Annotated in this window: 21 protein-coding genes and 1 pseudogene; 11 read left to right on the top strand and 11 right to left on the bottom strand. The window is 66.3% G+C overall.

Annotated features, from left to right (window positions below; translation table 11 throughout):
- Nucleotides 1–64 precede the first annotated feature (64 nt).
- Together QZM35_RS27820 and QZM35_RS27825 are read right to left on the bottom strand one after the other, a co-directional pair.
- On the bottom strand, nt 65–892 hold the full coding sequence (locus tag QZM35_RS27820; RefSeq protein WP_089428523.1) for a hypothetical protein: 828 nt from the start codon (nt 890–892) through the stop codon (nt 65–67).
- 123 nt (nt 893–1,015) lie between these two features.
- On the bottom strand, nt 1,016–1,603 hold the full coding sequence (locus QZM35_RS27825) for a tetratricopeptide repeat protein (RefSeq protein WP_089432014.1): 588 nt from the start codon (nt 1,601–1,603) through the stop codon (nt 1,016–1,018).
- Nucleotides 1,604–1,963: 360 nt separating this feature from the next.
- Between QZM35_RS27825 and QZM35_RS27830 the strand changes: the two genes are divergently transcribed.
- The 3 genes from QZM35_RS27830 to atsR are packed head-to-tail and all read left to right on the top strand — an operon-like array spanning nt 1,964 to nt 5,199.
- Entirely contained in the window at nt 1,964–2,836 is an 873-nt protein-coding gene (locus tag QZM35_RS27830) for a helix-turn-helix domain-containing protein (protein ID WP_089428525.1), read from the top strand.
- Nucleotides 2,837–2,878: 42 nt separating this feature from the next.
- Nucleotides 2,879–3,382, top strand: a complete 504-nt coding sequence (locus tag QZM35_RS27835) for a molybdopterin-dependent oxidoreductase (protein WP_069250582.1) — start codon at nt 2,879–2,881, stop codon at nt 3,380–3,382.
- Nucleotides 3,379–5,199: a hybrid sensor histidine kinase/response regulator AtsR gene (atsR, locus tag QZM35_RS27840; protein ID WP_301777237.1), complete on the top strand. Its 1,821-nt coding sequence runs from the start codon at nt 3,379–3,381 to the stop codon at nt 5,197–5,199. Before QZM35_RS27835 ends, atsR begins: the two co-directional genes overlap by 4 nt.
- Before the next feature lie 43 nt (nt 5,200–5,242).
- Here atsR and QZM35_RS27845 read toward each other — a convergent pair whose 3' ends face one another.
- Together QZM35_RS27845 and QZM35_RS27850 are read right to left on the bottom strand one after the other, a co-directional pair.
- Nucleotides 5,243–5,662 carry a secondary thiamine-phosphate synthase enzyme YjbQ gene (locus QZM35_RS27845; RefSeq protein ID WP_301777238.1) on the bottom strand — a complete coding sequence of 140 codons (420 nt, stop codon included), beginning with the start codon at nt 5,660–5,662 and terminating at the stop codon, nt 5,243–5,245.
- Nucleotides 5,663–5,672: 10 nt separating this feature from the next.
- Nucleotides 5,673–5,991 (bottom strand): annotated as a pseudogene (locus tag QZM35_RS27850) (thioredoxin family protein).
- A gap of 227 nt (nt 5,992–6,218) precedes the next feature.
- On the opposite strand from QZM35_RS27850, the gene QZM35_RS27855 reads away from it, so the two are divergent.
- The 5 genes from QZM35_RS27855 (at nt 6,219) to QZM35_RS27875 (ending at nt 9,510) form a co-directional block, all read left to right on the top strand.
- Nucleotides 6,219–6,920: a flavin reductase family protein gene (locus tag QZM35_RS27855; RefSeq protein ID WP_301777239.1), complete on the top strand. Its 702-nt coding sequence runs from the start codon at nt 6,219–6,221 to the stop codon at nt 6,918–6,920.
- A 198-nt stretch (nt 6,921–7,118) separates the two neighbouring features.
- The gene (locus QZM35_RS27860) at nt 7,119–7,451 is read left to right on the top strand and encodes a DUF2322 family protein (RefSeq protein WP_041493406.1); all 333 of its coding nucleotides are present in this window, start codon (nt 7,119–7,121) and stop codon (nt 7,449–7,451) included.
- A gap of 108 nt (nt 7,452–7,559) precedes the next feature.
- On the top strand, nt 7,560–8,429 hold the full coding sequence (locus QZM35_RS27865; RefSeq protein WP_301777240.1) for a hypothetical protein: 870 nt from the start codon (nt 7,560–7,562) through the stop codon (nt 8,427–8,429).
- A 209-nt stretch (nt 8,430–8,638) separates the two neighbouring features.
- On the top strand, nt 8,639–9,271 hold the full coding sequence (locus tag QZM35_RS27870) for a LysE family translocator (protein WP_089428531.1): 633 nt from the start codon (nt 8,639–8,641) through the stop codon (nt 9,269–9,271).
- Nucleotides 9,272–9,273: 2 nt separating this feature from the next.
- On the top strand, nt 9,274–9,510 hold the full coding sequence (locus QZM35_RS27875; protein ID WP_301777241.1) for a hypothetical protein: 237 nt from the start codon (nt 9,274–9,276) through the stop codon (nt 9,508–9,510).
- A 103-nt stretch (nt 9,511–9,613) separates the two neighbouring features.
- Here the strand turns inward: QZM35_RS27875 and QZM35_RS27880 are convergent, their stop codons facing one another.
- From QZM35_RS27880 to QZM35_RS27890, 3 genes are all read right to left on the bottom strand, one after another.
- Nucleotides 9,614–10,315 (bottom strand): YebB family permuted papain-like enzyme, encoded by a 702-nt coding sequence (locus QZM35_RS27880; RefSeq protein ID WP_089428532.1) that lies wholly within the window; start codon nt 10,313–10,315, stop codon nt 9,614–9,616.
- A gap of 137 nt (nt 10,316–10,452) precedes the next feature.
- Nucleotides 10,453–11,022, bottom strand: coding sequence for a hypothetical protein (locus tag QZM35_RS27885; protein WP_069252831.1), 570 nt, complete (start codon nt 11,020–11,022; stop codon nt 10,453–10,455).
- Nucleotides 11,023–11,253: 231 nt separating this feature from the next.
- Nucleotides 11,254–11,712, bottom strand: coding sequence for an Lrp/AsnC family transcriptional regulator (locus QZM35_RS27890; protein ID WP_006486309.1), 459 nt, complete (start codon nt 11,710–11,712; stop codon nt 11,254–11,256).
- A gap of 124 nt (nt 11,713–11,836) precedes the next feature.
- On the opposite strand from QZM35_RS27890, the gene QZM35_RS27895 reads away from it, so the two are divergent.
- The 3 genes from QZM35_RS27895 (at nt 11,837) to surE (ending at nt 13,832) form a co-directional block, all read left to right on the top strand.
- Nucleotides 11,837–12,571, top strand: coding sequence for an AzlC family ABC transporter permease (locus QZM35_RS27895; protein WP_089428533.1), 735 nt, complete (start codon nt 11,837–11,839; stop codon nt 12,569–12,571).
- A complete protein-coding gene (locus QZM35_RS27900; protein ID WP_011356491.1) occupies nt 12,564–12,872 on the top strand; it encodes an AzlD family protein in 309 nt (102 codons plus the stop codon). The genes QZM35_RS27895 and QZM35_RS27900 overlap by 8 nt, the downstream gene beginning before the upstream one ends.
- Nucleotides 12,873–13,052: 180 nt before the next feature.
- Nucleotides 13,053–13,832 (top strand): 5'/3'-nucleotidase SurE, encoded by a 780-nt coding sequence (surE, locus tag QZM35_RS27905; RefSeq protein WP_089428534.1) that lies wholly within the window; start codon nt 13,053–13,055, stop codon nt 13,830–13,832.
- Between the two features lie 295 nt (nt 13,833–14,127).
- Here surE and QZM35_RS27910 read toward each other — a convergent pair whose 3' ends face one another.
- From QZM35_RS27910 to QZM35_RS27925, 4 genes are all read right to left on the bottom strand, one after another.
- On the bottom strand, nt 14,128–14,949 hold the full coding sequence (locus QZM35_RS27910; RefSeq protein ID WP_089432009.1) for an SDR family NAD(P)-dependent oxidoreductase: 822 nt from the start codon (nt 14,947–14,949) through the stop codon (nt 14,128–14,130).
- Between the two features lie 14 nt (nt 14,950–14,963).
- A complete protein-coding gene (locus tag QZM35_RS27915; protein WP_226272500.1) occupies nt 14,964–15,104 on the bottom strand; it encodes a hypothetical protein in 141 nt (46 codons plus the stop codon).
- A 223-nt stretch (nt 15,105–15,327) separates the two neighbouring features.
- A complete protein-coding gene (locus QZM35_RS27920) occupies nt 15,328–17,994 on the bottom strand; it encodes a GH92 family glycosyl hydrolase (RefSeq protein WP_301777242.1) in 2,667 nt (888 codons plus the stop codon).
- 67 nt (nt 17,995–18,061) lie between these two features.
- The gene (locus QZM35_RS27925; protein ID WP_089428537.1) at nt 18,062–20,533 is read right to left on the bottom strand and encodes a GH92 family glycosyl hydrolase; all 2,472 of its coding nucleotides are present in this window, start codon (nt 20,531–20,533) and stop codon (nt 18,062–18,064) included.
- Nucleotides 20,534–20,850: the final 317 nt, after the last annotated feature.

Here is a 20,850-nt window from a genome sequence, read left to right on the forward strand (position 1 = left end):
CGCACGGACAGTCACGAATCAGGAATCACGAATCGGCCGGCGGTGCATCGCCGGCCCGGGGACGTCAGTTGACCTGCAGCTGGCCACCGCGGCCGAGGCCGCCCTTGACGTCCTGCGCCTTGTAGCTGCGCAGCGCAACGACCATCTTGTTGTATGCGTCGATGAACGCGACGACGGTCGCCTTGCCTTCCGGCGTCGACGAGAAGCCGGCGAGCGCGCCGCCCACGCCGCCGCCGAAGCCGCCCAGCGCCGCACCGTAGTTGGTCGCCGTCGAGCTGCCTTCCGATGCCGCGATCTGCACGGCCGAGCGCACGTCGAACAGCGTCAACGTGACGACCGAGGCCTTCGTCTGCAGGTGGCCGGCCACCGCCGCGACCGCGCTGTTGCCGATCAGCCCGCCGATCATGCTGCCGATGCCGCCGATCGGCGAATCGTTGATGACGATCTGCGGTTCCATGTAATAGTCGGCCGCGACACGCTGGCCCTTCTGCTGCTTCGAGCCCGCACGGTATTCGCCCGAGTTGCGCTGCAGCTGCGTGATGCGCGACAGGCGCGCGTCGCTCTTCTGGTTGCCGATCGACGTGATCACGAAGCAGTTCGACTGTTGCACGGCCAGGCGCAGCAGCGGGTCGATCGTCGTCATCTTGGTCGCGCTGCCGAACGGGCCCCACCAGTCGGCGTTGCGCCCGTCGTCGACCGCGATCGTGCCCAGCGGCGACGTGCAGCGCTGCAGTTGCGAATCGGCGCCGGCGCTCGCGCCGCCGGCCGCCGCGCCCGTCACGCCGGCGTTCTGGCCGCCGGGTGTCACCACGCCGCCGCAGCCTGCCACGGACGCGCACAGCGCTGCCGCCAGCGCACCTTGAGTGAGACGTTGGGAAAGGTTGGTCTTCATGTCGTTGTCGATCGATTTAGAGTCGTTGTTCGGCTTATGTGTTCGTGCGAACTTCGATAAGCCCCCCCCGGCTGGCGCGCGATGGTGGTCTCCCCGCGACTGCCCCCGTTGCTTCAGGCCCGGTCAGTAGTACCAGTACGTCTGTTGCCAGACGCCGTAGTACGGATAGCCCGAGTACCAGTAGCCGTAATAGCGGTCACGCCATTCCGTGCGCCATTTCCAGTCTTCTTCGTCTTCCTTCTTGGCCTTGCGCGCCAGATCGAGCAGCTTCTTCGACTCCTTGTCGCCGCGGCCGGCCGCGATCGACAGCCACTTCTCCGCTTCGCGCGCGTCGGAGCCCATTTCCTCGAGGCCGAACAGGTAGAAACTGCCGAGCGCCTTCTGCGCCTGCAGGTCGCCACGCTCGGCGGCCTCGCGCATCCACTTGAGTGCCTGGTAGCTGTCCTGGCGCACGCCGTCGCCACGGAAATAACGCAGGCCGAGGTCGTAGGCGGCCTTCGGCTGGGTCTTCGCGGTCTGCTTCAGCGCAGCGATGCGCGGGCTTTCCTGGTCTTCCGAATCGTCCCTCTTTTGATAGGAGACCTGATCTTTAGGACGGTCGGAACAGCCGGTGTCGTCGCAGATCCGCACCGTGTTGCTGGTGAGGGACGGATCCTGCGCGCACGCGGCCAATAGCAACAGCAGCCCCGGTGCGATCAAACGGCGGTACATTGTTACTTTCCTCAGGTTTTATTGGCGCCGCAATTCTTCGAGCTATCCCACCCCCGTGAGCTCGCACCCGGTGGCGTGCGGCGCAACGGATACGATCCGCCGACGCCGACACGCACTCCAAGGCTCTCTCAGGTTCTCTCTTCGAATCGTTCCGTCACTGCTTTATTGCTGTCGCTTTTCGTTGTTCCGGCTGTTGCCGGCATCGATCTCCAAACATGACGCGACAAACAATAGTGACGTGGTGAGCAATAATAATGAAGAAAAAAGGCATGTCAAGGTCATTCGCTTTTTCAAAGCTTGCATGACACGTCAGTTTTGATATGCTCACCCTCGCCAAAAACCCCTGGAGACCCCATCGAGATGCCCAACAGCGAGCAGGCCAACGTCGATCTGATCACCGCCAACAAGGTGCGCGACCTACTGAACCGGAACGGGATTCCGCCGCGAAGTCACAACACGACGATCGCGAACGTGCTCGGCCTGAGCTTCTCGGTCGTCACGCGCAAGATGAAAGGCCTGATCCCGTGGAACCTGTCGCAGTTGCAGGACATCGCGACGCACTTCGGCGTGCCGCCCGCGATCCTGCTCGACGACAAGGGCACGCAGCCGGCCGCCGCCGAGATGATCGACGCGACGCTCGTGATCGAGTCGCGGCGCTTTCGCTGCCGCGCCGCGATCTCGACCAAGGCCAGCAGCCAGAGCGAGACGGATTTCGTCGCGCTGCAGTGGCAGGGCGAGTGGCTGATCACCGAGCGTCAGCACGCGCGCGAGGGCCGCACGTATCCGGTCGACGTCATCGAACTGCGCTCGACCCAGCCGAACGTGTATGCGGCGCGCATCGCCGTGGTCGACGATTCGCAGGATGTCGCTGAAACGGTATGTGAATATTTCATCGAAAAAGGCGTGAACGCGATTCCGTACTTCGACGGCACGGCGTTCCGCAAGGCACTGGAGGTCGAGGATTTCGACGGCTACATCCTCGACTGGATGCTCGGCGACCAGACCGCCGCCGAACTCGTGCGCGGCATCCGCTCGAGCGAGAACAGCGGCGCGCCGATCTTCCTGCTGACCGGCAAGATCTCGACCGGCGAAGCCAGCGAGGACGAAATCGCGCACATCGTGTCGCACTACAACGCGCGCTGCGAGGAAAAACCGGTGCGCCTGCCAATCCTGTTCGCCGAAGTGGCGCGCGAACTGAAAATCACGCTGCCGGCCACGGCCGCCGCGAACTGAGACCACAACGACACATCACCATCGCACGACCGAGGGCAAGACATGCGAATCTCGACCATCTGGACCAAGTGCCTGCTGACGGCCTGCCTGCTCGGCATGGCCGCCGCGACCTGGGCTGCTTCGTCGTTCACGTTCACCGTCGACGGCAAGATCGACAAGCACAACCAGCAGGGCAAGACAGCGTACGTGTTTTCCGAGCAGGCGCTGATGGCTCTGCCGCAGCACACGATCGTCACGTCGACGAGCTGGACGCCGAAGGCGGCCTTCACCGGCCCGCGCCTGTCCGACATCCTGAAGACCGTCGGCGCGCACGGCACGCAGATCGAGTTTCGCTGCATCGACGAGTACACGTTCACGATTCCCGTGTCCGACGCCGATCGCTACGGCGTGATCCTCGCGCGGACGATGAACGGCAAGGTGCTCGGCAACGACAACTACGGCCCGCTGTGGATCATGTACCCGCGCGACCAGTATCCCGATGAACTGAAGACGCCGCTCGGCGAAGCCAAGTTCGCGTGGCAGATCATCGGCCTGACGGTGAAATGAAGCGCCGGCGATGGAAAAATAGAAAAATCATCCTGGTCCTCGGCGCGCTGTGGATCATGGGGTTCGCCGCGTGGGCGTTCCTGCTATGGGACCTCCTCGCCACCTCGGTCAACGAAGGCGTGCTCGAAGGGCCGCGCGAAGGCGTGTTCTGGACCGCCGCGCAATACCGCAACGTCTATACGCGGTTCGACCGGCAGTTGATCCTCTACGCGACGCACCAGGACGACGACTTCAATCACGTGCAGATGCAGCTCGACAGCCTGTCGGTGTCGTTCGGCTTTCTGCAGCGGCCGTCGGAAGTATCCGAATACTGGCTGCGCATCCCGCGCGCGCGCAACGAGATCGACGCGCTCGGCGAATTCATGACGCGCCTGAAGCGCGAAGTGCCGTTGCTGCGCGATTCGCCGAAAGACGCGCAGCAGGTGATCGACGAGGTCAATGCGTACTGGCCGAAGGTCAACGGCCTCGCGAACTATTTCCGCGCGATCGAGATGGCGCAGCGCGACTTCACGTTCCATCAGCTGAAGGAAAAGCAGCGCGCGATCCTGATCCTCGGCATCGTGCTCGGCGTGATCCTGTGTGCGCTGTTCCTGCTGCTGTTCTATACGATGCGCACGCGTGACGACCTGCTCGAGCGGCAGGACGCGGCGCTCGACGCGGAACGCAAGGCGTCCGACCGCGCGTTCGAAATGATCGAGGCGAAGAACGCGTTCCTCGGGATGGTCAGCCACGAGTTGCGCACGCCGCTGCAGGCGATCTGCGGATCGGTCGAGATCCTGCTCGCGCGCCCGCAGTCGGAGGCGAACCTGAAGACGATCCGGCGGCTGCAGAATTCCGCGTTGTCGCTCGAGGCGCTCGTCAAGGATCTGACCGACTACATCAAGCTGCGCTCGACGAAGCGCCTCGCCGAACGGGAAACCGTCGGCATGGCGTCGCTGCTCGCCGAGGTGCTCGATCCATTGCGCGAGAAGATCGCGGCGAAGCGGATCGCGATCGCGCAGCAGGTCGAGCCGCACGACCTCACGATCCGTTCGGATCGCAAGCTGCTGCGCCAGGTGCTGTCGAACCTGATCGAGAACTCGGTCAAGTACACGCTCGGCGGGTCGATCGACGTGTCGATCACGCTCGCCGACGCGCCGGCCGGCCAGCAATTGAAGATCGCCGTGCGCGACACGGGCACCGGCATCGCGAAGCCGCACCTGTCGAAGATCTTCGAGCCGTTCTATCGCGCGAACGACGCGGTCGGGCTGCATGTGGACGGGATCGGCATGGGGCTCGCCGTCGTGCGCGAAATCGTGACGACGCTGCGCGGGCATGTGGACGTGCGCAGCGTCGTGGGCGAAGGCAGCGAGTTCGTCGTGACGCTGCCGGCCGAAGTGCCCGGCATCGACACCGCCGGCCACGCGGCCGGCGACGCGCTCGCGCTGCCGCACGCGGCCGTACACCGCGACCGGCGCGCGCTGGTGGTCGACGACGACGACAACGCGCGCGAAACGCTCGGCGCGATGCTGTCGGCGCTCGGCCTCGACGCCGATCTGTGCGGCACCGGGCAGGGCGGCGTCGCGCGCTTCGGTACGGGCCATTACGACATCGTCGTGATCGATCTCGAACTGCCGGACTTGAGCGGCTTCGAAGTCGCGCGGCGCATTCGCACGGTCGCGGTACCCGACGACGACGGCCGGCATCCGGCGATCCTCGGCGTCAGCGCATATGAATCGGCCGCGCTGCGCGAGAACAAGCAGGTGTTCGACGCGTTCCTGCCGAAGCCCGTCCACCTGCGCGAACTCGGCACGCTCGTCGAGAAGCTGCTCGCCTGAGCCGGTGTGCCGGCGAGGCGCCCTTGTTGCCGCTGGTTGCCGCTTACTCGCCGATCAGGTGCAGCACGATATCGCGGCGGTGCGCCGCGCGGCGATGCTCAAACAGGTAGATCCCCTGCCACGTGCCGAGCACCATGCGCCCCTGCTCGACCGGGATCGACAATTGCACCTGCGTGAGCGCCGTGCGCAGATGCGCCGGCATGTCGTCGGCGCCTTCGGTGTCGTGTTCGTAGCGCGTGGCGTCCTCGGGCGCGAGCGTCGCGAAGTAGCGCTCGATGTCGCGCTGCACCGACGCATCGGCATTCTCCTGGATCAGCAGCGATGCCGAGGTATGGCGACAGAACACGGTGAGCAGGCCGGTGCTGATGGCCTGCTGGTCGACGAACGCGCGCACCTGCGACGTGAATTCGACGAGGCCGCTGCCGCGCGTGTCGATGCCGATATGCGTGATCGCCTGTTGCATCGTCGTGACCTCAGGCAAGTGCAGCGAAGCCGTCGGCTTCGATCTGCTTCGCGTCGGCGGGGCGCACGACGCGCGCGACTTCGACACCATCACGCAGGAACACCAGGGTGGGCCACAGCTTCACGCCGAACGAGCGGGCGGCCCGGGCCATCCTCGATCTTCAGGTGCCGCACGGCGGGATGCGCGGAAAACGACGCGACGATCGCCGGCTGCGCGCCCGCGCAAATCCCGCACCAGTTCGCGCCGAATTCGATGACGGTCGGGCCGCCCAGTGCGTCGACTTCCGCGCGCGTCGGCGCGTTGGCGGTGTAGCGTTGCTCGGTATCCATCAGGCCCTCGTGTGCGTTGGCGGAGCGAGGCCGCGCGTGCCCGTGTGACGCGGCGGGCGCGGCCTGCGATCTCCTACTGTAGCGGAAAAGCGCGCGCGATGCCGGGCGGTCCTGCCCGGCGCAAATGCCGTTCCTGCCCCCTCCGGAATGACACGACAAGATTCGGAGCGCCGTGCCGTCGCGACAGGATCAGCATGCGGACTGATCCCTCAACGAAGGCACCGATCATGAACGCTCCGCATTGCGTCACCGAACCGAACATCCTCTATTTCGGCACGCCCGTCGTGCTGGTCAGCACACTGAACGAAGACGGCACGGCCAATCTCGCGCCGATCTCGTCCGCGTTCTGGCTCGGCTGGCGCGGCGTGATCGGCATCGCCGCCAGTTCGCAGACCACCCGCAACCTGCTGCGCACCGGCGAGTGCGTGCTGAACCTGCCGTCGTCGGCACAGGCGCACGCGGTCGACCGGATCGCGCGCACGACGGGCACCTACCCGGTGCCGGACGGCAAGCGCGCGAAGGGCTACGTGTACGAACCCGACAAGTTCGGCACGGCCGGGCTCACCGAGGCGGTATCGCAAACCGTCGCGCCGCCGCGTGCGCTCGAGTGCCCGGTGCATATGGAAGCGGTCGTCGCGGCCACGCATGGGATCGGTGAGGAAACGCCCGACGTGCGTGGCCACATCCGCGTGTTCGAGTTGCGCATCCAGCGCGTGCACGTGCATCCCGACCTGCTGATGGACGGTCATGCGGACCGCATCGATCCGGACAAGTGGTCGCCGCTGATCATGAGTTTTCAGAAATTTTACGGCCTTACGCCGCATCAGGTGCATGCATCTCGGCTCGCCGAGATTCCCGAGCGCGCGTATCGCAGCCCGGACATCGAGCGCTCGCGCGATGCGGGCGTGCCGGCCGGCGCGGGGCGGTAGTGGCGTGGGGTGCAATGGCCGACGCGTTGGGGCAACGACCGCGTATGCCTGAACCGCATCGTTGCCGCTGGACGATAGCGCGGCGCTGGCGTGGCACACGGCCGGCGCCCGCGTGCCGGCCGGTGCGCAGAGGCCGATCGGATAAGATACGGCCGGCCATGCTCATTGGCCCCTGACCGAACCGACGGAGTGTTTTCAGTGATTCAACCGACCCAAGTATTCAAGGACAACCTCGCGCAACTGCCGGCCATCGACGGCGTCGCGCGCATCGATCTCGTCGGCGCGAACGGCGACGTGGTCGCGACCATCGAGAACCAGCCGGGCAAGCAAGGCTCGCTCGCGGTGTACCACTACCTGAAGCAGGCATTCGGCACGCTCGACGCGAAAGCGGCCGAGCACGGCCTCGCGGTGTTCGCCGAACATACGGCCGACGCACGCAATCGCCCGGGCGCGCATCCGAACGTCGATCGCCTGCTGGCCATTGTCGACGGCGGCGAAGCGCTGCGGATCGACGTCGTCGCGAAGGGCTGAGTCGTCGGGGGCGTGCAGGTGAACTGCCGGCCGATGCGCGCGATCGTGCTACGCGGGCGAAAACCCGCGATCATCGCTCCCGTACCCCTTTTCCCGGAGACAGCCTGCGTGTCCCGTTTCGTTGTGTTGCCGTTTGCCCGTGGTCTGGCTTCGATCGTTTCGATCGCGGCCGTTGCATGTGCCGCGCTCGGCGGTACGGCATCGGCCGAAACGCTGCGTACGACCTCCGATATCGCGGGCGCGTCACTGGTACCGCTCGGCGTGCTGCCGCATTCGCCGGAGAACGGGTCGCTCGACCCGTTCTGCACGCAATATCGCGCGAAGACGACCACCGCGGCCGGCCGTGAAGTCGCGAAGCGCGACTGGATCGTGACTTCAGAAGCGCCGCTCGGCCGCTACACCGTCGTCACGTTCGCGAGCGGATTCAGTGCCGGCACGAGCGCGATCTGTTTCGCGCGCAACGGCAACGTCGGCGTGTTCGACGGCACGACGCTCGTCGCGCTCGGCTACACGGCGCGCAAGGCGGGCTGGCAGCTCGGCACGGCCGATCGGCTGGAAAGCGGCGCGCTGCTGATCTGGGGCGGCGACGGCCCGGCACCGCCCGTCGGCGAGTTGCATGAAGAGAACGGTGGCCTGCGCTTGACCGGCGTCGCGGCTGAAAGCACGTACTGCCAGGGCCGCGCGGTCGTGCCCAACGTGTACGGCAAGCCGCTCGACGTCGCGCGACGGATCCTGATCGCGAAAGGCTGGCAACCGCTGCGCCCGCGCGAGAAGCCGGATGCGATGGACGGCGCGGCGACGCTCGCGACGCACGGCATCATCGAAGCCGAAGCATGTTCGGGCACCGGCATGGGCTATTGCGCGCTGCGCTACCGGAGCGCCGCCGGCGTGCTCGGCGTGACGACGGTCGGCGGCGAGCCGGACAAGCCGTCCGCGAACACCGTGATCGATTATCAGGTGGCTTGCCGCAAGCGTTGAACGATGCGGCGGTCGCGCACGCAGGCGCTGCATCGGTGTGTGCCGTTGATACAGCGTCGAGCACGATCGGCGTGCCGCAGGCAGCGCGTCTGGGTTGACGATCGACCTCGACGGCCCGCCAGACCATCGTCCGTTCGTTCGATTGACCGGCCTCGCGCGCCCTCCTAAACTGACCTCCCTTTTACGCAGCATCCACAAAAGGGACTCCCATGCTCGACCTCTCCACGCTCGCGCTGTTCTCCGGCGCGTGTCTCGCGCTGACCGCCACGCCGGGCCCCGACATGCTGCTGATCGCGTCCCGCAGCGTGAGCCAGGGCCCGCGGGCAGGCTTCGCGACACTCGCGGGCATCCAGGCCGGCACCTACTGCCACGCGCTGGCGGCCGCGCTCGGGCTGTCGCAGCTCTTCGTCGCGGTGCCGCTCGCCTATGACGCCGTGCGCTTCGCGGGCGCCGCCTATCTGCTGTATCTCGCGTGGAAGACATTCCGTTCGGATGCGACCGCACTGTCGCCCGTCGCGTCGCCGCGACGCCACTCGAGCGCGGCGATCTTCCGCCAGGGGCTGACGACGAACCTGCTGAACCCGAAGATGGCGCTGTTCGTGCTCGCGCTGTTTCCGCAGTTCGTGCGGCCCGAACATGGTTCGATCGCCGTGCAGATTCTCGTGCTGGCGACGGTGCTGAACCTGATCGGCATCGTTGTGAACGGCGCGGTCATCCTGTCCGCGAGCCGGCTGAGCCAGCGGATCGGCGCGCGCCGCCGCCCGTCGAAGCTGCCGCAATATCTGCTCGGGTCGGTGTTCGTGGGGCTGGCAGCGCGGTTGGCGGTGGCGGGGCGGCAGTAATCGTGAATCTGCCGGGGAATCGCGCCGGTGCAATCGAATTGATGAGGTTTGATATGGGAACGTATGACGATCTGCGCAAACGCGCATTGTCCGACCCCGAGTTGCGCGCTGAATACGAACGACTGAACCGCGAGGAATTTGCAGCGCTCGACGCAATGCTCGCTGCCCGGCGAGCGGCCGGCGTAGCGTCGACCGATATCGTGGAAGTCACGGAGCCGAGCGCGCCCACTGTGGAGTAACACCGGCTCGCGTTCGTGGCGAGCCGGCGTGCGCCGTCACTCGATACGCTGCTCAAGCAGGCATCGGCCGGTGACAAAAGGTTCGTGCCCCCGCTCGCTTGAGTCAAACGCTATCCGGATCGTCACCTTCGGACACGTTTTCAACGTGCTTGCGCGTATCCGCCACGACCTTCAACGCCGCGCTGTCGAGCAAGCTCGCCGGCGTCACCGTCCGGCGGCGCCACGGAATCCGGCCGAAGTACCAGACCCGCCAGAAGCCGAGCGGATGATCGGGATTCCGGCGCAGCAGCCTGTCGAAGGTCTCGACGTCGCCGAGCACGATCCGCGTCGCATCGCGCACGACTTCGCGCACGAACCGCGAGCAAAACTGCCGGCGCGACGCAAGATTGAACCCCGTGTCGTAGACCACGCCGATCCGGCGCATCGCCGCGTCAACAAGCCGGCGCCGCTGCGCGGCATCGAGTGGCTGCTTCAGCCGCGCGATCACGCACGCGCCGCGATCGGAGCGCGCAAGAAACCGCGACATCGTCGTGACGCGCGATAGCGGAAACGTGCTCTCCGCAATCAACGGCTCGCCGCCGCGCTCGCCGACGACGATCCCGACGTGATTCGTCCACGAACGCGTCGCGCTCGCCACTTCGAGAAACGGCCGCACGGTCACGCGGATGAAGACGATGTCGCCGATCTCGGGCTCGATCGGCAACCGCATGTCATGCGGATCGTGTGAACCCACGGAGAAGAGACGCCGCCGGCCCGCTTCCGGCGAACGGATCATGAGCGGCTGGCAGCCGGTATCGACACGCATACGGACCTCGCGCGAGTGGGGATGCCGCGAGCATGTCAGCCGCCGCCGCGCGCCGCATCCGCTTCTTGCGCAAGGGCGGGTATCCGCGCCGCCGGGTGGCGGATTTCGATACCCGTGCGCGTACCGCCGCGCTTCGTTCAGCGCGTCGCACCCAGCGCCACGCGCAGCCGCTCCATCAACTGCGTGTAGTACCGCAGCACGTCGTCCTTCGGCACGACATTCGCCGTCGCGAAACGGTCCGACCACGCCGGCTTCCATTCATACGAGCCGTGCACGCTGCGATCGCCGTCGGGCGCCTGGACCAGCGAACGGATCCGCGCATCGCGGCCCGGGCCCGTATGCACGTCGAACAGCGCGTGGATGTACGTGTGATACGCGTCGTACACGTCGTCGTCGAACAGGTAGCGGTAGATATGGAACGTGCGGTCGAGGTCGCGCTTCGCGCGGATCACGTCGTCCGGCGAGATGTCCTTCCAGTAGCCGATCCACGTGTAGAAGCACAGCAGCGCATTGAGCTGCGGCGCGACCGCGTCGTACAGCGCGAGCCGCTTCTCGATCAATCGCTGGTTGGTCCACTGCACGAGTTCGAGCCGCTTCAGCCGGCGCGCGACGAGCCAGCCGAGACACGCGACCGACAACGGCGTCAGCACGCCCAGCACGAGCTTGACGATTTCCAGCGAATTCCACGGAGTGTTGATTGGCTGCATGAATGGCTCGACAATAAATAACGCATTCGCGCCGACGCACGATCCGGCGCGCAGCGCCGCCTGCCCGATTGCGTCGACATTGACCGTTAGTTGCTTGCGCATCGAACGTCGCGCAACCACTCAGGTAACAGGTTCGAAGCAGCGTGATTCGTCAGTCTATCGGACGATTGTCACCGAGCCGTGACCGCTCGTCGACCCGTCGTCGTCGCGTGGCCATGCACTCGCGTCACGCTAGGTCGGGAGCGCCGACGTGAGCTTGACCTTCTGCATCGGGATGTCGGTCTTCACGCTCAGCACACCCGGAATGCGCGTGAGGTATTCCATCTGGAAACGCCGGTAATCATCGATGTCGGCCGCGACGACGCGCAGCAGGAAATCGCAATCGCCCGCCATCAGGTGGCATTCGACGACTTCCGGCATCTGCTGGACGGCCTCCGCGAAACGGTTCACCGATTCTGCGTCCTGCCCCTTCAGCCATACGCGCGTGAAGATCGTCAGCCCCTTGCCGACTTTCGCGGGATTCAGCACGGCCACGTATTTCTCGATCACGCCGGCTTCCTCGAGGAGGCGCACGCGCCGCAGGCACGGCGACGGCGACAGCCCGACCTCGTGCGCGAGTTCCACGTTCTGCATGCGGCCGTCGCGCTGGAGCGCGCTCAGGATCCGGCGGTCGATGGCGTCAAGTTTCATTGGCATCCGATTCCAAAAAATTTTCAAATCACGCGTTCAATGCCAAATTCTGAGAAAAATATGGCCACAACGCAACCCGATTCGAGTCAAAAAAGCAGACAATTCCTCCCCCGAAGGAGGAGTAATGAGCAGTAGCGTTTCAACGTCGTCAGGGCTTCGCGACAAGCCCGCCTATGTCGCCGAGATGGGCCGCGGATTGCGTGCGGCGCTGCCCGTCATGCTGGGTTTCGTGCCGTTCGCGCTCGTGCTGGGCGCGCAGGCCGCGCAGAAAGGGCTGAGCCTGTTCGAAGTGCCGATGATGACCGGCATGAACTTCGGCGGCGGCTCCGAATTCGCGGCGATCCATCTGTGGTCATCGCCGCCGCACATCGCGCTGATCGTCGCGATGTCGTTCCTCGTGAATTCGCGCCACATCCTGATGGGCGCCGCATTCGAGCCGTATATCCGCCGCCTGCCGCGCCGCCGCGCGTTCTTCGCGCTGTTCTTCATGTGCGACGAAAGCTGGGCGATGTCGCTCGCCGACGCCCGGGCGCGCTCGGCCACGCACATCAGCGTGCCCTATTACGCGGGCATCTGCATGGGGCTCTACCTGACGTGGATCTCGATGACCACGCTCGGCGCGGCGGTCGGCCCGACGATCGGCAACGTCGAGCAATATGGCTTCGACATGGCGTTCACGGCCGTGTTTCTGGTGCTGCTGCGCGGGATGTGGAAAGGAATGCGGGCAAGCCGCCCGTGGTTCGTGAGCCTCGTGGTCGCAGCGGCCACACACCTGGCCGTGCCCGGCGCATGGTACGTCGCGACCGGCGCCTGCGCGGGGCTGATCGCCGCGCTGCTGTGGGAGCCGCGCGATGCCTGATTTCCCGGATTTCAGCACGGTCGCGACGATCGTGCTGATGGCGTCGACCACCTATCTGTCGCGCATCCTCGGCTACGTGCTGCTGCGCAACCGCACGCTGAGCCCGCGGATGGCGTCGGTGATGGAGAACGTGCCCGGCTGCGTGCTGATCTCGGTGATCGCCCCGGCCTTCGTGTCGACGCGCCCGGCCGACCTGCTCGCGCTGGCCATCACGCTGATCGCGGCGACGCGCCTGTCGATCCTGCCGACCGTCATCGTCGGCGTCGTGTCGGCCGGCCTGCTGCGGCACCTGCTCGGCTGAGCGGTTCCGACCCGCCGCGCGCACCGCGGCACGGCCACCGACGAACGGGCGCGCGATGCGCCCGTTTTCACATCCGCGCCCGTCGCGCGACACGACGATCCTCACGCGGGAATGCTAGCCTTGTGGCTTGCGCCACGCTGCATTCCCCTCTCATTGCCCAACTCCGCGAGGATCGTCCCGATGCCAGAAACCCGCCCGCTGTTCGACCGCGTCCTGCTCACCAACGACGACGGAATCGACGCCCCCGGCCTTGACGTGCTCGAACAGGTCGCCACGCAACTGGCGCGCGAAGTGTGGATCGTCGCACCGGCGGAAGACCAGAGCGGCACGTCGCACTCGCTGAGCCTGCACGAACCGCTACGCGTGCATCGCAAGGGCGAACGCCGCTTCGCGGTGCGCGGCACGCCCGGCGATTGCGTCGCCATCGCGATCAGCCACCTGATGAAGGACGCACGGCCCGACATCGTGCTGTCCGGCGTGAATCGCGGTGGGAATCTCGGCACCGAAACGGTGTTTTCCGGCACGGTGGGCGCCGCGATGACGAGCATGCTGGTCGGCGTGCCGGCCATCGCGCTGAGTCAGGCCTTCATCGATCGCAACGCGGTGCCGTGGGACACGGCACGCACGCTTGCGCCGGACGTCATTCGCCAGCTCGTGGCCGCGGGCTGGGACGGCGACGCCTGCCTGAACGTGAATTTCCCGCCGCGGCCCGCGCAGGACGTGCGCGGCCTCAAGGTGACGAACCAGGGCGCCGGTACGCTGCAGGGCGTCGAGATCGTGTCGGGGCGCGACCCGCGCGACCTCGAGTATCACTGGCTGAAGCTCTCGCGCGCGCCGCGCGACGACGATGCGGATTCGGAAACGGTCGCGCTGGGTGACGGGTATGTCGCCGTCACGCCGCTGAAGTTCGAGCGCACGCACGATCAGGCACTCGCGCAACTGCGGTCGCGGCTCGGCTGATCGCGTCGTTTGGCAAGTTAGCGGTCGCGGTAATCGCGCAGGTGACATCTGCGCGCGGGTTCGCGGCCGCTTCACTGCATCACTGCATTCCCGCTTCTCCGCTTCTCCGCTTCTCCGCTTCTCCGCTTCTCCGCTTCTCCGCTTCTCCGCTTCTCCGCTTCTCCGCTTCTCCGCTTCTCCGAGTCTCCGAGTCTCCGAGTCTCCGAGTCTCCGAGTCTCCGAGTCTCCGAGTCTCCGAGTCTCCGAGTCTCCGAGTCCCCGAGTCCCCGAGTCCCCGAGTCCCCGAGTCCCCGCTTCAAGTCAGGTTCATTCCCCCGTCGAGCATCACGATCTCGCCCGTCACGTAATCGGACGCGACGAGCATCGCGACCGTCTGCGCGATGTCATCCGGCGTCGCCGGACGGCGCATCGGCGCGCGCTCGCGCCAAAGCTGCTGCGCATCCGTCCAGTCGGCCGTGAGCGGCGTATCGACGAGCCCCGGCGCGACCGCATTGACGCGAATCGCCGGCGCGAGCGTTTTCGCGAGCAGCCGCGTCGTGTGATTGAGCGCGGCCTTCGCCGCCGCATACGGAATCGACGCGCCTTTCGGCCGCACGCCCGCATGCGAGCTGACGTTCACCACGCACCCGGCCCGCCCATGCGACGCCGCCTCGCGCAGCGCGGCCTCCGCCTCGGCGACGAGCCGGAACGGCGCAATCACGTTGATCTCGTGCATCTCGCGCCACACGTCGGGCGTCGCCGCAGCGAGATCGTCATGCGGAATCACGCGGCTGACGCCCGCATTGTTGACGAGCACGTCGAGCCGCCCGTGCATGGCCACGGCTTCGCGGATCAGCCGCACGCGTTCCGCATCGTCCGCGAGATCGGCCTGCACATAAGCTCCGCCGAGTTCGCGCGCCATCGCACGTCCCTCGTCGGCCGAGCGGCGCGAATGCAGGATCACCGCGTAGCCGTCCGCCGCCAGACGGCGCGCGATCGCCGCGCCGATCCCCGACGTCGATCCGGTGACGAGCGCGACCGGCCGATGCACGCGCGACGCGCGCGGCTCGGCGACGGTTTCGGTTTCAGGTTCCGTTTCGGAAATCGGGGCAGACATCGGCGGGAGCGGCGCGTCCATATCGGGGAACCCTGTCAGTGGCGTTCCCGCATCATAAGCGCGACGACGCCCCATGACACGAACGTGACGGCGACCACCACCGGGATTGAACCGGTCAAGCCGAAGCGGCCGGCCGTCAGGTGCCGGATCCATTCGATGCCGAGCCGGAGCGGCATGAGCGATCTGCCGGCCGGGACGGAAACCATCGCCTGCTGTCGCGCCCCGTTTGCGTGTGAGCCGCCGAAGCAGTCACCGCGTTGGCGCATGGGGTCCCCGCCGCGCGGCCCGACGACGGATTCCCGGGGCAGGCCGCTTCCTGTTTCGCGGCCGCGCCCCGCACCGTCCCGTCAAATGAAGGGGGGGAGAAGCGGCCCGCGTTGCAGCGGGCCGCTTGCGCTTCTACGTGCCGGCCAGCGCCAGCGACGGCGCGAGCGCGCTGTTCGGATCCTGCCCGTTCCAGGTGCTGACCCACGCGTCGTTCGGCGTCGACCCCATCACGAAATCGAGCGTGCCGCCGGCCTTCATCTCGTCGTACGTGATATACGGCCGATGCAGCGGCGTGCCGTTCAGGCTGACCGACTGGACATAGCGATTGACCGATGACGGCGCGCCGCCGCCGGCCGTATGCGCGGTCACCTTGAAGCGCCGCGTCGCGCCGAACTTCAGGCTCTTGCCGTCCCCGCCGCCCGACGCCACCGGAATGTCGATCGTCGCCTCCTCGAACAGCGGCGTGCCGAGGTAGAACACGCCGCCCACCGGATTCAGCGAATAAATGCCAAGCGCGGACAGCACGTACCACGCGGACAACTGCCCGCAATCATCGTTGCCGGGAATCGCCGCATCGCGCACGCGGCGCGGATCGGCCAGCGCGGCCTTCAGGCTGTCGCCACTGAGCAGCGCGCGATCGCCGGCCGTCAGCGTCAGCGAGTACATGTCGTCCATCACCGACCGCACGCGATCCTGCGTCTTCGACGGCATCCCCGCGACGTCGTACAGGTACGGCAGGTGGTTCGCCGGCTCGTTCCCCGCGAAGAACTGGCCGCTGCGTCCGGTCAGGTCCGGAAAGCCCTGGTTGTTGAGGAAGGTCAGCGGATTGGCCGGATCGAACGTGCGGTCGAGCTGCGCGATGAACTGGCTCTTGCCGCCGAGCAGCGCCACGAGGCCGGGGAAGTCGTGGAAGATGTTCCACGTATCGACCCACGAATTCGATTCGGAGAAGTCCGTCTTCTCGGCGGCCGTCGGGTCGAAGCCCGCGACCCAGTTGCCCTGCGCATCCTTCGGCTGCGCAAACTTCCAGCCGTTGTTCGGCACCGGGTTGAACACGTTCCGGTAGTTCTGGCTGCGCTGCAGGTAGGGCCGGTAGTCGGCCGTGCTCTTGCCCGCCGCCTTGCCGACCGCGGCCGTCGCCCAGTCGTCGAACGAATAGTCCTGCGTCGTCGACACCGATGCGTTGTCGCCCGCGGTCACGTAGCCGCTCTGCCGGTACTGGTCGAAGCCGTGCGCGCTCGCGCTCTGCGTGGTCGTCAATGCAGTCCAGATGTCGTCGATGCCCGCGCTCGTCAGGTGCTTCAGGTATGCATCGGCGATCAGCGGGATCGACGGGTGGCCGGCCATCGTGAAGGTTTCCGTCTGCGCGAGCGGCCACACCGGCAGCTCGCCCTTGCCGTTCTGCCTGAACTGCGTGAGCAGCGACTTCACCCAGCCGTCGACGCGCTCGGGCTGCACCAGCGTCATCAACGGCGACTCGGCGCGGAAGGTGTCCCACAGCGAGAACGTCGACGAATAGTCGAAGCCCGGATTCGCGTGCTTGCTCGTGGTCGGCGGCGACGTCGTGGCGTCGTTGGTCGAATCGGTGCCGACGTAGCTGCCGTCCGCATTGTTGTAGACGGTCGGCGCGAGCATCGTGCGGTACAGCGACGTGTAGAACATCGTCCGCTGGTCGGCGCTGCCGCCCTTGATGCGGATCCGGTCGAGCGCGGCGCTCCACACCCGCTCGGCCGCCCCGCGCACCTGGTCGAACGACTTCGCGCCGACTTCCGAGGCGAGATTGGCCTGCGCATCCGCGACGCTCGACGGCGAGATGCCGACCTTCACCGTCACCGCGCCGCCGCTGTCGTTGCCGTCGGTAAACGTCAGGTAGGCCTTGAAGCCGTCCGCGCTGAATGCAACGTGCTTCGTATCGAAAGGCTTCGAGAAACGCGCGACGAAATAAGTCGGCTTGTTGTTCGCCCAGTTGTTCGTGATCTCCCAGCCGGCGATCGTCTGCGCATCGATGACCTGGAGCTTGCCGCTCGCGGTCGAGCCGCCGATCGGGTTGTCGATGCTGACGATCATGCTGCGCTTCTGCGCGGCCGCGCTCGGGAAATACGTGTAGCGATGCACGCCCGCATGCGCGGTGGCCGTCATCTCCGCGAGGATCTTCGCGCCCTGCACGTTCCACGGCGTGTTGCCGCTGCCGACCGGCGCCATCTTCACGCGGTAGTAGCCGGGGCTCGCGATTTCGTCGTCGTGGCTGAACGACGCGTTGTAGGTGATCGACGAATCGGCCGCGACCTTCGCCAGCGTCGCGGTGTCGACCGGCGCCAGCGTCGGCAGGAACCGCACTTCGCCGCCCGAGCCGATGCCGGTGCCCGACAGGTGCGTATGCGTGAAGCCGGTGATGAACGGATCGTCGTACTGGTAGCCCGACGTGCGATCCCAGTTCCACGGCAGCGTGTGCGCACCGCCGGTCGTGTCCGGCCCGAGCTGCACCATCCCGAACGGCACGGTCGCGCCCGGGTACACGTGGCCGTGGCCCCGCACGCCGCTGCTCCAGTCCGCGTTGATGTCGAGATTCGCGGTACCGATCATCGGATCGACGCTGTGCAGCACCGACCGCTTGGCCGCGCCGCCGTTTTCGCCTTGATCGTTCTGATCGCCCTGGTCGTTCTGGTTGCCTTGATCGTTCTGGTTGCCCTGCACGTTCGACCGCTGCGCGAGCACGCTCGCATCCGTCGAACCCTGATCGCCGCCGCACCCCGACAACACGGCAAGGCACCCGATACCCACCACATGACGTAGCTTCATCCGTTCGTCCCTCCCTCTCTCTGCGTCGATCCTGTTGGCAAGAACCGCTCGTTGATCCCCCTGGCCGTTACGGCGCGCTGGCCGCCCGCGGGAACGACGGCATCGCCGATGCGTCGGTGCCCCAGGTCGTGGCGCTCGCGTCGGCCGTCATCGCGTACGACAGCTTTCCGCCCTTCGCGATCTGCTCGAACGGCAGCCACGCGGTGGAGTAAGGTGCGCCGTTCAGCTTCAGCGACTTCACATAGAACGACGCGTTGTCGCCCGAGCCTGCACCCGGCGCGACGATGTGCAACAGTCGGTAGCTGCCGTCCTTCTGCCCGACGCGCACCGTGATCTTCTCGAACTGCGGGCTCGACAGCGCGACGCCGCTGACGCCCGGCACGACCGGATAAAGACCGAGCGCGGCCCACACGTACCAGCCGGAGATCGCGCCGAGATCATCGTTGCCCGGCAGCCCGGCCGCGCCGGTGCCGAACTCGTTCGCGAGCGACGCGTGCAGCACGCGCTGCGTATGCGACGGCGCGCCGGCCCATGCGTAGACCCACGGCACGGCCATCGTCACTTCGTTGCCGACGTAGAAATACGGCTGCACGGTGCCGATGTTCAGGTGCGTGAAGAACGTGTCGAGGCGCTTGACGACCGGCGCGGCGCCGCCCGCCTGCGCGACCACGCCGGCGAGATCGTGCGGCACGTACCACGTGTACTGCTCGGCATTGCCTTCCATGAAGCCGGTGCCGTCGGTGACCCACGCGCCGGCCGACGTCTTCGGCTGGATCGCGCCCTGATCGAACAGGTTGTGCCAGTTGCCGCTCGACTTCAGCAGCGCACCGGCCGTCGTCGTGTCGCCGAGCGCCGTCGCGAAGCGCGACACCGCGAAATCGCGCACCGCATATTCGAGCGTGTTCGAGGCGGTCTGGTTGTCGCCCGAGCCCGACGACGGCACGTAGCCGAGCCGGTCGTAGTCCGCGCGGCTGCCCATCACCGGCGTGCCGGCGCACGCGGCGCCCGGCGCCGTGCTGTTCTTCATAATCGACAGCGCGGCCTGCGTGTCGAAGTTCGTCGCACCGAACGCATGGGCGTTCGCGACGATGATCGAGCCCGCGTCGCCCGGCATCACGGCCGTCTCGGTATTGAAGTACGCCCAGCGCGGGAACGCGCCGCACGCCTTCGCATCGAGCACGAGCGACTGCACGATGTCGCTGGTGCGCACCGGATCGAGCAGCGCCTGCAGCTGGATGAACGAGCGGTCGATGTCCCAGCCGGAGAAGTTCGCGTACATCGTGCGGCCTTTCTCGACCTGACGTGTCGGCGCGGCCGCCGCGCCGTTCGACGCGTAGAAATCCGGATACTGGCCGTTCACGTCGTTGAACACGTTCGGGTGCAGCGACGCGTGATACAGCGCGGTGTAGAACTTCGTCTTGTCGGCGTCGCTGCCGCCGGTGACCTGGATCGCGTTCAGGCGCGCGTTCCACGCGGTGCTCGCCGCGCGGCGCACGGTGTCGAATCGCCAGTTCCGGTTGCCTTGCGCATCCGTCTCCGGATTCTCCGCGCGCAGGTTCGCCTTCGCATTCGCTTCGCTGACGAACGAGATGCCGAGCTTCATCATCACGTCGGGATGCTTGCGGTCGACATTGAACGTCACCGTCACCGGGCTGTTGTTCGACAACGCCGGCTTCGACGCGAACGGCTGGCTGAATTCCGCGTAGTAGTAGACGGGCACCGCATGCCCGGCCCAGCAGAATCCGCCGCCCGCGATCGTGCCCGACAACGCGCGGTCGCCGACCTGGCTGATTGTGTCGGCCGTCGTGCCCTGCGCGCGGTTGTTCAGCACGGTCGGATCGATCGCGATCGTCGCCTGCTGGCCCTGCGCGAGTGCCGGATACGTGAAGCGGGCGAAGCCGGTGCGCACCGTCGTCGTCAGCTCGGCCTTGATGCCGTTGCCGAGCGTGACGCCGTAATAGCCGGCCTGCGCGGTTTCGTTCGCGTGAGTGAAGCTGGCCGGCGTGCCGGCGTCGCCCGGTGCGAGCTGCGGCATCACGTTCAGGTAGCCGCCGTTCGCCCAGCAGCCGGTGCCGCTCAGGTGCAGGATGCTGAATGCATTGATCGACGTGTCGCCGTACCAGTAGCCGCCGGAGAAACCGGAGCCGTCGCCCTTGCTGCTGTCGTATTGGGCAGTCGGCGTCATCGGGCTCCATTGCATCATCCCGAACGGGACCGTCGGCCCCGGGAACGTGCCGCCGCCGAGGCCCGAGCCGACCGGGTCGGCCGGCTGGTCGGTCGCGTAGTCGGTGCCGATCAGCGGATTGACGTATTGCGCGACGCGGATGTCGGCGTTTTTCTTCGACGACTCGTTGCCGTTGCTGTTGTCGTTTTCGTTACCGTTGTCGTTGCCGCCGTTGCCGTTTTCATTGCCCTGCGACTGCGCGGCAGCCGACAGGTTCGCCGCGGCCACCGACGGTGAATCGCCATCACCACCGCAGGCAGACAAGACCACGCACAGCGCCAGCAGCGCCGTTCCCAACCCCCAGTTCCTGGACATCGCCCGTCTCCGTATCGTTCTTGAATCAGGATGGTGATTCGAACTACTGAGCTTTAAATCAGGATGCTTTTGATGAATTCCGCTTGCCCGGCCGATCGGTCGAAAATCCCGGGGGCGTGTCGTTATTGCCGAATGCGCACACCGGGAAAAAGACGCGCCGGCATGTGGAAATACCGGCGCCCAGGAGCGGACAATGCGCACAAGCGTGCCCAAATAAACGCGATTTCTCTACCCCGTGTTTTTACGAATTTTTATTTTGTTTATCTAAACAAGCGGTTATTGATTCGGTTTTTATGTGGAATGGGGCATTGAATGCG

This window comes from Burkholderia sp. AU45274 (assembly GCF_030482505.1).
Lineage (GTDB): Bacteria > Pseudomonadota > Gammaproteobacteria > Burkholderiales > Burkholderiaceae > Burkholderia.

What these genes read in the sequence shown, in the direction of transcription:
- QZM35_RS27895 (WP_089428533.1), top strand. Translation starts at nt 11,837, where the DNA reads ATGAGCAGTAGCGTTTCAACGTCGTCAGGGCTTCGCGACAAGCCCGCC.
- QZM35_RS27835 (WP_069250582.1), top strand. Translation starts at nt 2,879, where the DNA reads ATGCGAATCTCGACCATCTGGACCAAGTGCCTGCTGACGGCCTGCCTG.
- QZM35_RS27885 (WP_069252831.1), bottom strand. Translation starts at nt 11,022, where the DNA reads ATGCAGCCAATCAACACTCCGTGGAATTCGCTGGAAATCGTCAAGCTC.
- QZM35_RS27870 (WP_089428531.1), top strand. Translation starts at nt 8,639, where the DNA reads ATGCTCGACCTCTCCACGCTCGCGCTGTTCTCCGGCGCGTGTCTCGCG.
- surE (WP_089428534.1), top strand. Translation starts at nt 13,053, where the DNA reads ATGCCAGAAACCCGCCCGCTGTTCGACCGCGTCCTGCTCACCAACGAC.
- QZM35_RS27820 (WP_089428523.1), bottom strand. Translation starts at nt 892, where the DNA reads ATGAAGACCAACCTTTCCCAACGTCTCACTCAAGGTGCGCTGGCGGCA.
- QZM35_RS27845 (WP_301777238.1), bottom strand. Translation starts at nt 5,662, where the DNA reads ATGCAACAGGCGATCACGCATATCGGCATCGACACGCGCGGCAGCGGC.
- QZM35_RS27910 (WP_089432009.1), bottom strand. Translation starts at nt 14,949, where the DNA reads ATGGACGCGCCGCTCCCGCCGATGTCTGCCCCGATTTCCGAAACGGAA.
- QZM35_RS27925 (WP_089428537.1), bottom strand. Translation starts at nt 20,533, where the DNA reads ATGTCCAGGAACTGGGGGTTGGGAACGGCGCTGCTGGCGCTGTGCGTG.
- QZM35_RS27855 (WP_301777239.1), top strand. Translation starts at nt 6,219, where the DNA reads ATGAACGCTCCGCATTGCGTCACCGAACCGAACATCCTCTATTTCGGC.
- QZM35_RS27900 (WP_011356491.1), top strand. Translation starts at nt 12,564, where the DNA reads ATGCCTGATTTCCCGGATTTCAGCACGGTCGCGACGATCGTGCTGATG.
- QZM35_RS27890 (WP_006486309.1), bottom strand. Translation starts at nt 11,712, where the DNA reads ATGAAACTTGACGCCATCGACCGCCGGATCCTGAGCGCGCTCCAGCGC.
- QZM35_RS27830 (WP_089428525.1), top strand. Translation starts at nt 1,964, where the DNA reads ATGCCCAACAGCGAGCAGGCCAACGTCGATCTGATCACCGCCAACAAG.
- QZM35_RS27915 (WP_226272500.1), bottom strand. Translation starts at nt 15,104, where the DNA reads ATGCCGCTCCGGCTCGGCATCGAATGGATCCGGCACCTGACGGCCGGC.
- QZM35_RS27880 (WP_089428532.1), bottom strand. Translation starts at nt 10,315, where the DNA reads ATGCGTGTCGATACCGGCTGCCAGCCGCTCATGATCCGTTCGCCGGAA.
- QZM35_RS27825 (WP_089432014.1), bottom strand. Translation starts at nt 1,603, where the DNA reads ATGTACCGCCGTTTGATCGCACCGGGGCTGCTGTTGCTATTGGCCGCG.
- QZM35_RS27920 (WP_301777242.1), bottom strand. Translation starts at nt 17,994, where the DNA reads ATGAAGCTACGTCATGTGGTGGGTATCGGGTGCCTTGCCGTGTTGTCG.
- atsR (WP_301777237.1), top strand. Translation starts at nt 3,379, where the DNA reads ATGAAGCGCCGGCGATGGAAAAATAGAAAAATCATCCTGGTCCTCGGC.